Here is an 11,761-nt window from a genome sequence, read left to right on the forward strand (position 1 = left end):
CAGCGGGCGCGCGGGCGGGACGATCCTCAGATCGGGGCCTTGGTCTCGTCCTTGCCCTCGTCGTCCCCCTTTTCGTTCTCCTTCTGGTCATCCTTGTCAGTCGACTTGCCGGTGACCGTGTTCGGGACGCTGACGGCGACCGATTCCGGGACCTTGCCCGTGTTCACGGCGGTCGTCTCCCGTTCCTCCTCCTCCTCCTCCGGCTCCTGGGGCTCACGGCCCGGCGTGGGGAGGTCGAACTTGATGATGGCGACGCGGAAGACGACGTAGTAGAGCGCGCCGAAGACCAGGCCGAGCAGCATCAGGCCCCACGGGTTGGTCGCGATGCCCAGGTTCAGCACGAAGTCGATCGCACCGGCCGAGAAGCCGAAGCCGTCCTTCATGCCGAGCGCCCAGGCCAGTCCCATCGAGACGCCGGTCAGCAGCGCGTGGATCGCGTACAGCGCCGGCGCGATGAACATGAACGAGAACTCGATCGGCTCGGTGACGCCGGTGATGAAGGCGGTGAGCGCGAGGGAGAGCATCAGGCCGCCGACGAACTTGCGCCGGTCCCGGCGCGCGCAGTGGTACATCGCGAGACAGGCCGCGGGCAGGGCGAACATCATGATCGGGAAGAAGCCGGTCATGAACTGTCCCGCGCTGGGGTCCCCGGCCAGGAAGCGGGCGATGTCGCCGTGCTGGCCCTTGTAGGAACCGGCCTGGAACCAGGGGAAGGCGTTGAGCAGGTGGTGCATGCCGATGGGGATCAGGGCCCGGTTGGCGACACCGTAGACACCCGCGCCCGCGGCGCCCGAACCGACCAGCCACGCACCGAAGTTGTGCAGTCCGCTGCCGAGCACGGGCCAGATGTAGCCGAAGATGACGCCGAGGAAGAGGCCCGCGAAGGCGGAGAGGATCGGGACGAGGCGGCGGCCGCCGAAGAAGCCCAGCCAGTCGGGGAGCTTCTTGCGGTAGTAGCGCTGGTAGAGCAGGGCGACGACGAGGCCCATCACCACGCCCCCCAGCACGCCCGCGTCCACCGGCGCGGCGACCTGGGCGACCTTGCCGCCGACGACCTTGGGGACCTTGGGGAGGTTTCCGTCGGTGAAGGCCCCCAGCACGTTCTTGAAGACCAGGTAGCCGACCACGGCCGCCAGGGCGGTCGAGCCGTCCGACTTCTTCGCGAAACCCACCGCGATGCCTACGGCGAACAGCAGCGGCATGTTGTCGATCAGCGCGCCGCCGCCCTTCGCGAGGAACTCGGCGACGCGGTTCAGGGAGTCCGGGAGACCCGGGCGGCCGAGCATGTCGGGCTGGCCGAGCCGGACCATCAGGGCGGCCGCCGGCAGGGTGGCGATCGGCAGCATGAGGCTGCGGCCGATGCGCTGGGCGACACCCATCGCGCCCGAGCCCCGGCCCTTCGTACGGGCGACGCTTGCGGTGGACATCAACTTCCTCCAGTGGTCCAGGTGACCTCGGGCCTCTCCGGGGGCTGCGCAGAGCATTTCCCGTCAGTGGTTCAGACCTCTTTTAGCATGTTGGCAGTGGCAGACGGAATGCGCAGCTTTTCGCTGTCCGGAAAAACGTGGTATGTACCCCGGCAACGGGAGAACTTCGCCATCGCCGACCCCGCGCGCATCCAGTTCTGAAAGTTGCCGCATACTGGCGTAGACCTCTGCCGGGGAGTGGGTCGGGACAGTGCCGGACATCGGGAGTGAGACATGGCCAGCAAGGCTGAGAAGATCGTCGCCGGGCTCGGCGGCATCGACAACATCGCCGAGGTCGAGGGCTGCATCACCCGGCTCCGTACCGAGGTCGAGGACCCCGAGCTCGTCGACGAGGCCGCGCTGAAGGGCGCCGGTGCGCACGGGGTCGTCAGGATGGGCACGGCGGTCCAGGTCGTCATCGGGACCGACGCCGACCTGATCGCGGGAGAGATCGAAGACATGAAATGACGGTCGTCGCGCTTCCGGCCGTTGACCGGAACGAGTGTTTCCGCTGACGGGCTAGGCTCGCACCCATGTCTCGTATCGACGGCCGCACGGCCGACCAGTTGCGCTCCATCACGATCGAACGCGGCTGGAGCAAGCACGCCGAAGGCTCCGTCCTGGTCTCCTTCGGCGACACCAGAGTCCTGTGCACCGCCAGCGTCACCGAAGGCGTGCCGCCCTGGCGCCGGGGCAGCGGCCAGGGCTGGGTCACCGCCGAATACGCGATGCTTCCCCGCTCCACCAACACCCGTGGGGACCGCGAGTCCGTACGCGGCAAGATCGGCGGCCGCACCCATGAGATCTCCCGTCTGATCGGGCGCTCGCTGCGGGCGGTCGTGGACGGCAAGGCGCTCGGTGAGAACACCGTCGTGCTCGACTGTGACGTCCTCCAGGCCGACGGCGGCACCCGCACCGCGGCGATCACCGGCGCCTACGTCGCGCTGGCCGACGCCGTGAGCTGGGCGCAGGAGAAGAAGATCATCAAGAGCAAGGCCAAGCCGCTGTCCGGGACGGTCGCCGCAGTCTCCGTCGGCATCGTCGACGGGGCACCGCTGCTGGACCTGTGCTACGAGGAGGACGTACGCGCCGAGACCGACATGAACGTGGTCTGCACCGGCGACGGCCGCTTCATCGAGGTGCAGGGCACCGCCGAGGGTGAGCCCTTCGCCCGTGAGGAACTCAACGGTCTGCTCGATCTCGCGGTCAAGGGATGTGCCGAACTGGACGGCGCCCAGCGGCAGTCGCTCGGCGGCTGAACCGGGCACGTACGCAAGACCGGCACACGACTGGAAAATCGAGCGCCGCGCGGGGAAACTTTGCGCATGCTCGACACGTCATAAGAGGTACGGGCCGCGCGGGTCATGCCGTGCGGCCCGTCCATTCACCAGGAAGAGGATGCCTGTGCGCCGCCCCCTGCTCGCCGCCGCCCTCGGCACCACCGCGCTCGCCGCATCGGCCCTGACCGGCTGCAGCGCGGTGGACAAGGCGCTCAGCTGTGCCAACACCGCCGTCACCGTCTCCAAGTCCGTCAGCGACCTCCAGCAGGCGGTGGCGGACGGCTCCGTCGAGAACCCGGAGCAGGCGCGCAAGTCGCTGAACCGCATCGACAAGAACCTCGAGAAGATCGACAAGGACACGGGCGACGCCGACGTCAGCAAGGCGGTCGACGACATGAACAAGGCCGTCGAGAACTCCCAGAAGGACCTCGACGCGGGCCGCCCGCTGAACCTCGGCCCGGTCGGCTCGTCGGCCAAGGAGCTGACCAAGGTCTGCAAGCCGAGCTGACGGCGCGGGCCACCGGGCTGCTCGTCGCGGGCTGCCGGGGCTGCCGGGCTGCTCGTTCAGCCTCCGAGCAGCCCGACCGCCGTGTAGATCGCGAGGCCCGCGAGAGCGCCCACCACGGTGCCGTTGATCCGGATGAACTGGAGGTCGCGGCCGATGTGCGCCTCGATCTTCTTCGAGGTGTGCTCCGCGTCCCAGCCCGCCACCGTCTCGGTGATCAGTGAGGTGATCTCCTCCTGATAGGTCGTGACGACGTACACCGCCGCGCCCTCGACCCAGCCGTCGACCTTGCCGCGCAGGCGCTCGTCCTCCGCCATCCGCTTCCCCAGCGACAGCAGTGACGCCCGCGCCCGTACCCGCAGTTCACTGCGCTCGTCCTCGGCGGCTCCGACGATCATCGAACGCACCGCCGCCCAGGTCGAGGCGATCAGGTCCTGCACCTCGCCGCGCCCCAGCACCTCACTCTTGAGCCGTTCCACCCGTGCCCGGGTCTCCGGATCCCGCCGCAGGTCGGTCGCGAAGTCGGTGAGAAAGCGGTCCACCGCGCCGCGCGCCGGGTGTCCGGGCATGTCCCGCATCTCGGTCACGAACCGCAGCAGCTCGCGGTAGACGCGGTCGCCGACCTTCCGGTCCACGAACCGGGGCGTCCAGCCGGGCGCGCCACCCGTCACGGCATCCATGACGGAGTCGCTGTGCAGCTCCAGCCACTCCGCGGCCCGTACGCACACCAGATCGACCACGCGCCGGTGGCCGCCGTCCGCCACCACCTTCTCCAGCATCGACCCCAGGCCGGGCGCGATCTCCTGTGCGTCGGCCCGCCGCGTGACCGCCTCACCCACCACCGCCTGCACATCGGAGTCCCGCAGCACGGCGAGCGCGCCGCGCAGCGCCGTGGCCAGCTCCGCCGTCACCCGGTCCGCGTGCTCCGGCTCGGCGAGCCAGGCGCCCAGCCGGCTGCCGATGCCCACCGCCCGCAGCCGGCTGCGGACCACGTCGCCGGAGAGGAAGTTCTCGCCCACGAAGTCGCCCAGGGTCTGACCGAGTTGGTCCTTCTTGGTGGGAATGATGGCGGTATGCGGAATGGGCAGCCCCATCGGCCGCCGGAAGAGAGCCGTCACGGCGAACCAGTCCGCCAGCGCACCCACCATCCCGGCCTCGGCGGCAGCCGCGACATAGCCGGTCCAGCCGCCCGCGCCCGCGTGCTGCGCCCACTTCGCCAGCACGAACACCGTCGCCATCATCAGCAGCGCGCCGGTCGCGATCGTCTTCATCCGGCGCACACCACGGCGCCGTTCCTCGTCGGCCGCCGTGAACGTGCCGATCCCGCCGGTGATCGCTCTCACTCCGCTGTCGTTCCCGGCAGCGATCTCGCCCGTTTTCGCCCGATCCATTCCGCTCCACCGTTCGGCCTGTCCCCCCTACAGTGTCCCAAGGTGCCTGAAAGGTGGAACGCGGCCCGGGATTCCGGCGTCTGTCTCTCCGGGACGCCGTCCCCCGCCGGGCCGGCCGCCCCCAGGGGAGGGCCGCGTCCTCATCGTGGGATCATGCCACCGCGACCACCCGGAGCCATGGGCTCCGCCTGCCCGAGGAGATACACCGCGCGTGACCAGAAACATGGGTTATGCCTTGCTGGCCGGACTGGCGGCGATCGTCGTGCTCATCTCGACCGCCGTCTTCATCGGCGTCGGCAGCGACGACGACGGCCTGGGCGGCACCTCCTCGAGCGCGCGCAACCCCGCGTCACCCGCCTCCTCCGGTGTCTGGGTGGGCAGTTGGTCCGCCCCCGCCGTAGCGGCCGAACCGAACACCCGCAACGGCTTCGCGAAGATGTCCATACGGAACGTGGTGCACACCTCCGTCGGCGGCACCGGCGCCCGGATCCGGCTGTCCAACCTCTACGGCACCCGGCCGCTGACCGTTACCCACGCGACCATCGCCCTCGCCGCCGCGCCCAGCAACCCGACAGCGGCGACCGGCTCCATGCGCCGGCTGACCTTCGACAACTCCCGCTCGGTGACCATTCCCCCCGGCTCCTCGGTCACCAGCGACGCCGCCCGGCTCAACGTCCCCGACGCCGCGGACCTGCTGGTCACCACGTACTCCCCGAAGCCGTCCGGTCCGGTGACCTACCACCCCTACGCGCGGCAGACCAGCTACGTCGCCGAGGGCGACCGGGCCGACGAGACGGCAGGCACCGCCTTCACCGAGCAGAGCCCCTACTGGCGCTACCTCACCGCGGTGGACGTCTGGAGCTCCGAGACCCGCGGAGCGGTCGCCGTGCTCGGCGACTCCATCACCGACGGCATCACCTCCAGCCCGGGCGCCAACCGCCGCTGGACCGACTTCCTCGCCGAACGCATGCGCACCGAACGCGACGCACCGCACTACAGCGTGCTCAACGGAGGCATCAGCGGCAACCGCGTCCTCGTCGACGGCCCCCGCTACTCGCCCAACAACGGCCCCAGCGGCCTGACCCGGATGCAGCGCGACGTGCTCTCCCACACGGGCGTGAAGGCCGTCGTCATCGAGATGGGTCTCAACGACATCATCAAGCCGCCCCGGGAGCACGACGCCGACGAGATCGTGGCCGGGCTGCGGCAGCTGGTGAAGGAAGCCCACGGGCGCGGCCTCCGCGTGGTCGGCGGCACGCTCACGCCGTTCGGCGGCCACCGCGGGTACCGCCCGGAGCTGGACGCCACCCGCCAGCAGGTCAACGAGCAGATCCGGGACGGCAAGGTCTTCGACGACGTCGTGGACTTCGACGCGGCGCTGCGCGACCCGGCCAACCCCAACCGGCTGCGCCCGGCCTACGATTCCGGCGACCACCTGCACCCGAGCGACAACGGCTACCGCGCGATGGCGCAGTCGCTGGACCTGAAGATGCTCAAGGGGTCGTCGCCGGCCAAGCTGTAGGTCCCGGCGGACCGGATTTCCCGGTTCCCCTGGCTCCTCCGGGGCCCCCTGCCCCCGGGCCTGCGGCCCTGGCCCGCTGCCGGGGCTCTCGCCCCGGCGCCCCCGGGCCTGCGGCCTTGCGACCTGTGCCCAGGGTTGTGGCCCGGGACCCGGTGGCCCCAGCGCTTGAGCCTTCGGGCCGCAGGGTGGTTCCGCCCTTGGCTCATCCCCCTGACTGAGCCGGGTGGGGGTCTCCCCGGCGCAGCCAGGGGGCGTGCCCCCAGGGGTCCCTGCCCGGGGGCTTGCGGGCTCGCGCCTCCAACCCGGCCGTAGGCCCGGCCGCGTCAGCGGCCCGAGTAGAGGCGGGCGATGACGTCCTCGATGGCCGGCTCGCGTACGGACAGGTCCACCAGCGGATACCCCGCGGCGACGGCCGAGACGACCGGTGCCGCGCTCGCCGACGCGGGGAAGGCGAGCCACTGGCGCGGCCCCTCCGTCCGTACGGTCCGGGCCCCCGGTATCCCCTCGATGGGCGGCAACTCCCGTTCCAGGTCCACCACCAGGGTCCGCTCGCTCTCGCCCACCTCGTGCAGCCCGGCCAGCGCGCCGTCGTACATCAGGCGGCCATGGTCGATGATCATCACACGCTCGCACAGCTGCTCTATGTCGGTCAGGTCGTGTGTCGTGAGCAGTACGGTCGTGCCCTCCGTCGCGTTCAGGTCGCTCAGAAAGCGGCGCACCGTCGCCTTGCTGACCACGTCGAGCCCGATCGTCGGCTCGTCCAGATAGAGCACGTCGGGGTCGTGCAGCAGCGCCGCCGCGATGTCGCCGCGCATCCGCTGTCCCAACGACAGCTGCCGCACCGGCACATCGAGCAGCGCGCCGAGGTCCAGCAGTTCGACGCAGCGGTCGAGATTCGCCCGGTAGCGGGACTCGGGGATGCGGTACATGCGCCGCACCAGCTCGTAGGAGTCGCGCAGCGGCAGGTCCCACCACAGCGTGGTGCGCTGCCCGAAGACGACGCCGATCCGCCGGGCCAGCCGGGTCCGCTCCCGGGACGGATCGATTCCCGCCACCCGCAGCCGGCCGCCGCTGGGGGTGAGGATGCCGGTGAGCATCTTGATGGTGGTCGACTTCCCGGCGCCGTTGGGCCCGATGTAGCCGACCATCGCGCCGCGCGGGATGCTGAAGGAGATCCCGTCCACGGCGCGAACCTCGTGCCGGCTCCGGCGCAGCGGCCCCGCCTTCCGGCGTACCTGGAAGACCTTCTCCAGGTCCTCCAGCACGATGAAGTCCTCGGTCATCTCCCGCCCCTCCAGGTCATCTCCCGCTCAGCTGCCCGTACTGCGGTACGCGCGCAGTCCCGTCCGCCACGCCAGGCCGGCCACCGCGCAGCAGGCCGCCGCCACCGCGGGCCCGGCGAAGTCCAGCCAGCCCGGCAGCCGCAGCGGATCGTCACGGCCCAACAGCCGTAGCGCGGGCAGCCAGTTGACGAAGGCGAGCGGGATCACGAAGGTCACCCCGCGCACCAGGTCCTTGGCGAATATCGTCGGCGGGTACTCCAGCAGCGTCGCGCCGCCGTAGGTGAAGGCGTTCTGCACCTCCGCCGCGTCCTGCGCCCAGAACTGGAACGCGCCGCCCAGCACGATGACCGCACCGAAGATCGCGGCGCCGCTCAGCAGCATCGCCGCCAGTGCGAGCGGCGTCCACGGCGACCAGTGGATGTCCACCCGGGTCAGGGCCCAGCCCAGCACCAGCGCGCTCTGGGTGATGCGCCCCAGCCGGCGCAGCGCGAACCGGTCCGCCGCGACCTGCGCCAGGGCGGGCACGGGCCGCACCAGCATGGTGTCCATCGTCCCGTCCCGCACCCGCGAGCCGACCCGGGCGGCAGAGCCCAGCAGCAGATCGGCCAGGCCCAGCGAGGTGGCGGAGGTGCCGTAGAGCAGGGCGATCTCGGGCAGCGAAAAGCCCCCGAGTGCGTCGATGTGCGAGAACATGATCGTGATGGCGACGAAGTCGAGCAGGGAGGTGACGAAGCTGGCCGCGGCCATCATCACGAACGACGCCCGGTAAGTCATGGTCGAGCGCACCCACATGGCCGCGATGAAGCCGTACGCGCGCACACCCCAGCACAGTTGCGCGAAGCGGGTCTCAGCCACCCTGGACCACCACCTTGCGGGTGGCCAGCGACTGCAGCAGCCGGCCCGCTCCCAGCAGCGCCACGACCCACGCCGCCTGGAAGCCGAACGCGGCCAGCACCCCGGCCCCGTGGTATTCGCCCAGCAGCACGTCCGCCGGGACCTGCATCGTCGCCGCCCACGGCAGCAGGCGCACCAACTCGCCGAAGGCTCCCGGGAAGACGGTGAGCGGCAGCAGCATCCCGGAGAAGAACATGCTCAGCAGGGTGCTCAGCGTGTTCAGACCGGTTCCGTCGAGCAGCCAGAAGGCGCTCAGCGCGAAGAGATAGCGCAGTCCGAAGCTCGCGACGACGGCGAGGGTGACCGAGACCAGAAAGGCTGCCCAGGTCAACGGCGAAGTGGGCAGGGCCAGTTCGAAGAAGAATCCACCGACGGCCAGCGGCACGATGCCCCTGCCCAGCAGATGGAAGGCCGCCCGCCCCAGATCGGCCGCCAGCCACCACAGCTGAAGATCGGCGGGCCGGTAGAGGTCGACCGCCACGTCTCCGCTGCGGATGCGCTCCTGCAACTCCTCCTGGAAGCCGCCGCCGATCAGCGCCGCCGCCGCGAGCAGCGCCTGTCCCGTCCACACGAACGTCAGGGCCTGCGCCTGGTCGTAGCCGCCCAGGTGCGGCTGTTCGCTCCACAGCGCGGCGAAGGTGTAGGTGAGGACGAAACCGAAGACGGTGTTGGTGAAGACGCCGGCGGCGGTCGCGACCCGGTAGGTGGCGTAGCGGCGGAAACTGCTGGCCGTCACGGCGAAATAGAGGCCGGACAGACGCATCCTTTTGCTGTCCTCCTCCGTCTTCCCCAGTAGAACTTCCCGCGCGAGAACGACGCGAGACCGACGCGAGACCAAAGGGAGAGAGCCTAGCTTCCGCTGGAGCGGGCAGCCAACGGTTATCGGGTGTACGGCCGCCGGACCTCGGCACGTACAGTCCCTGGCGGGGCCGGTGCCCGGCGGATGGCGGTCCCGGTGGACGGCTCTCTTGACGCGAGAGTGTTTTATGGGGCGTACCACACGAATCGCCCGATACTGGACGAGGAGTCCCAGCAGACATGAGTGACCAGCCGAAGAGCGAGGACGAGGGCCGGGAGCCCCGCCCCGAGCAGTCCCGCCCAGGGCAGCCTGAGGCCGAGGACCCGCCGCTCACGGAGCCGGTCACGGAGTCTGAGCCGAAGCCGAAGTCCGAGGCGAAATCGGAGTCGGAGTCGGAGTCGGAGTCCGAGCCGGAGTCGGAGCCGGAGCCGGTCAAAGCCGCGCCCGCGGAGCCGGCCAGGATCCCGGAGCCGGCCACCGCCCCGCTGCCGGTGGTGCCGGCCACGACCACGGCTCCCGAGACGGCGTCCGCAGTTCGCTCGAGGCCGCCGTCCGACGGACCCGGCGCAGCCGCGGTCGGTCGCCGCAGGACCGGCCTGCGGCGGCTGATCCCGACCTGGCGCGGGGTGCTGGGTGGAGTACTGCTCCTGCTCGTCCTCCTCACCGGCGCGCTCGTCGCGGGATATCTGCTGGTCAGCATCCCCTCGCCGAACAAGGCGGCAGCCGCCCAGACCAACGTCTACCTCTACTCCGACGGCTCCCAGATCGCCCGCCAGGGTGAGGTGAACAGGGAGAACGTCGACCTCTCCCAGGTTCCCCGCGTCACCCAGCACGCCGTACTGGCCGCCGAGGACCGCGCGTTCTACCACGAGTCGGCCATCGACCCCAAGGCCATGATCCGCGCCGGCTGGAACATGCTCACCGGCGGCGGCAAACAGTCCGGCTCCACGATCACCCAGCAGTACGTGAAGAACTACTACCTGGACCAGGACCAGACCCTCACCCGCAAGGCCAAGGAGTTCTTCATCGCCCTGAAGCTGGACAACGAGGTGAGCAAGAACGAAATCCTCGAGGGCTACCTCAACACCAGCTACTTCGGCCGCAACGCCTACGGCATCCAGGCCGCCGCCCAGGCCTACTACGGCAAGGACATCGGCGACCTCAGCACCGCGCAGGGCGCCTACCTCGCCGCCCTCGTCAACTCGCCCAACGCCTACGACACTCAGGCCCATCCCGAGAACCGCGAGCGCGCCGTCGCCCGCTGGCACTACGTGCTGGACGGCATGGTCAAGCAAGGCTGGCTGACCGAGTCGAAGCGGGACTCGATGACGTTCCCCGACCCCGGCCGTGACAAGCCCTCCACGGGCATGTCGGGGCAGCGCGGATACCTCGTCGAAGCCGTCAAGAACTACCTGATCGACAACGAGATCGTGGACGAACGGCGGCTCGCCGCGGGCGGCTTCCGCATCACCACCACCCTCGATCCCAAGCGGCAGAAGGCGATGCGCGAGGCCGTCGACGACCAGCTGATGTCCAAGCTGGACAAGGACCGCAAGGTGGACAAGTACGTCCGCGCGGGCGGCACTTCGGTCGACCCGCAGACCGGGAAGATCGTCGCCATGTATGGCGGCATCGACTACACCAAGCAGTTCGTCAACAACGCCACCCGCCGCGACTACCAGGTCGGCTCCACCTTCAAGCCGTTCCTGTTCACCTCCGCCCTGCAGAACGACTCCAAGACCCAGGACGGCAACCCCATCACCGCCGGCACCCTCTACGACGGCACCAACAAGCGCGAAGTCATCAGCGACGGCCAGGGCACCGGCTACGCCCCGGAGAACGAGGACCACAAGTCCTACGGCCGGATCCCCGTCTCCGAGGCCATGGACAAGTCAGTCAACTCCGTCTTCGCGCAGATGGGCGTCGACGTCGGCTTCAAGAAGGTCAAGCAGACCGCCATCGACCTCGGCCTCCCCGAGAAGACACCGAACATGCCCGAGGACGGTTCCATCGCCCTCGGCGTCGCCACCGCCTCCGCCACCGACATGGCCGAGGCGTACGCGACACTCGCCAACCACGGCAAACACGCCGACTACCGCCTCGTGGAGAAGGCCACCCGCGGCGGGGAGGTCATCGACCTCCCCGACCACGAGGTCAAGCGGGCGGTGCCGCGCGCCGCCAGCGACGCCACGACGGCCGTACTGCGCAACGTGGTGCGCAACGGCACCGGTACCGCCGCCCAGAGCGCCGGCCGCCCCGCCGCGGGGAAGACCGGCACCGCGGAAGAGGACAAGGCCGCCTGGTTCGCGGGCTACACCCCCGAACTGGCCACCGTCATCAGCGTGATGGGCCAGAACTCCACGACCGGAGTGCAGCAGCCGCTGTACGGCGCCGCCGGCCTGAAGCGGATCAACGGCGGCGGCTTCCCCGCACAGATCTGGGGCGATTACACCAAGGCCGCCCTGAAGGGCCAGCCGGTACGCGACTTCGACCTCGAGACGGGCGGCGACGCCGACATCCCCACCGCCCCGCCGTCAGAGAGCCCCACCACCAGCGCCCCGCCCTCCGACCCCGGCACCTCCCAGCGGCCTCCCAGCGGCCCGACGAGCCAGCCCACCGAC

10 protein-coding genes are annotated in these 11,761 nt (G+C 70.1%); 5 read left to right on the forward strand and 5 right to left on the reverse strand.

Annotated elements, in window-relative coordinates:
- Nucleotides 1-26: 26 nt before the first annotated feature.
- Nucleotides 27-1,427 (reverse strand): PTS transporter subunit EIIC, encoded by a 1,401-nt coding sequence (locus tag ACRDP3_RS15375; RefSeq protein ID WP_431517502.1) that lies wholly within the window; start codon nucleotides 1,425-1,427, stop codon nucleotides 27-29.
- Between the two features lie 273 nt (nucleotides 1,428-1,700).
- Between ACRDP3_RS15375 and ACRDP3_RS15380 the strand changes: the two genes are divergently transcribed.
- The 3 genes from ACRDP3_RS15380 to ACRDP3_RS15390 all read left to right on the forward strand — a co-directional run bounded on the left by ACRDP3_RS15380 (nucleotide 1,701) and on the right by ACRDP3_RS15390 (nucleotide 3,254).
- Entirely contained in the window at nucleotides 1,701-1,934 is a 234-nt protein-coding gene (locus tag ACRDP3_RS15380; RefSeq protein WP_431517503.1) for a glucose PTS transporter subunit EIIB, read from the forward strand.
- Between the two features lie 65 nt (nucleotides 1,935-1,999).
- On the forward strand, nucleotides 2,000-2,725 hold the full coding sequence (gene rph / locus ACRDP3_RS15385) for a ribonuclease PH (RefSeq protein WP_431517504.1): 726 nt from the start codon (nucleotides 2,000-2,002) through the stop codon (nucleotides 2,723-2,725).
- Between the two features lie 139 nt (nucleotides 2,726-2,864).
- Nucleotides 2,865-3,254 (forward strand): hypothetical protein, encoded by a 390-nt coding sequence (locus ACRDP3_RS15390; protein WP_431517505.1) that lies wholly within the window; start codon nucleotides 2,865-2,867, stop codon nucleotides 3,252-3,254.
- Nucleotides 3,255-3,310: 56 nt separating this feature from the next.
- Here ACRDP3_RS15390 and ACRDP3_RS15395 read toward each other — a convergent pair whose 3' ends face one another.
- Nucleotides 3,311-4,642 (reverse strand): DUF445 domain-containing protein, encoded by a 1,332-nt coding sequence (locus tag ACRDP3_RS15395; protein ID WP_431517506.1) that lies wholly within the window; start codon nucleotides 4,640-4,642, stop codon nucleotides 3,311-3,313.
- Between the two features lie 223 nt (nucleotides 4,643-4,865).
- Here ACRDP3_RS15395 and ACRDP3_RS15400 point away from each other — a divergent pair, with 223 nt between their 5' ends.
- Nucleotides 4,866-6,164 carry an SGNH/GDSL hydrolase family protein gene (locus ACRDP3_RS15400; protein WP_431517510.1) on the forward strand — a complete coding sequence of 433 codons (1,299 nt, stop codon included), beginning with the start codon at nucleotides 4,866-4,868 and terminating at the stop codon, nucleotides 6,162-6,164.
- A gap of 323 nt (nucleotides 6,165-6,487) precedes the next feature.
- Here ACRDP3_RS15400 and ACRDP3_RS15405 read toward each other — a convergent pair whose 3' ends face one another.
- Genes ACRDP3_RS15405 through ACRDP3_RS15415 form a run of 3 tightly spaced genes read right to left on the reverse strand, consistent with a single transcriptional unit; the run spans nucleotide 6,488 to nucleotide 9,104 of the window.
- A complete protein-coding gene (locus ACRDP3_RS15405) occupies nucleotides 6,488-7,447 on the reverse strand; it encodes an ABC transporter ATP-binding protein (protein ID WP_431517507.1) in 960 nt (319 codons plus the stop codon).
- Between the two features lie 27 nt (nucleotides 7,448-7,474).
- Entirely contained in the window at nucleotides 7,475-8,239 is a 765-nt protein-coding gene (locus ACRDP3_RS15410; protein WP_431517511.1) for an ABC transporter permease, read from the reverse strand.
- Between the two features lie 55 nt (nucleotides 8,240-8,294).
- A complete protein-coding gene (locus ACRDP3_RS15415) occupies nucleotides 8,295-9,104 on the reverse strand; it encodes an ABC transporter permease (protein ID WP_431517508.1) in 810 nt (269 codons plus the stop codon).
- A 275-nt stretch (nucleotides 9,105-9,379) separates the two neighbouring features.
- Between ACRDP3_RS15415 and ACRDP3_RS15420 the strand changes: the two genes are divergently transcribed.
- A partial coding sequence (locus ACRDP3_RS15420) for a transglycosylase domain-containing protein (RefSeq protein ID WP_431517509.1) occupies nucleotides 9,380-11,761 on the forward strand: 2,382 nt, incomplete at its 3' end.

The organism is Streptomyces sp. (assembly GCF_050698815.1).
In the GTDB taxonomy this organism is placed as follows: domain Bacteria; phylum Actinomycetota; class Actinomycetes; order Streptomycetales; family Streptomycetaceae; genus Streptomyces.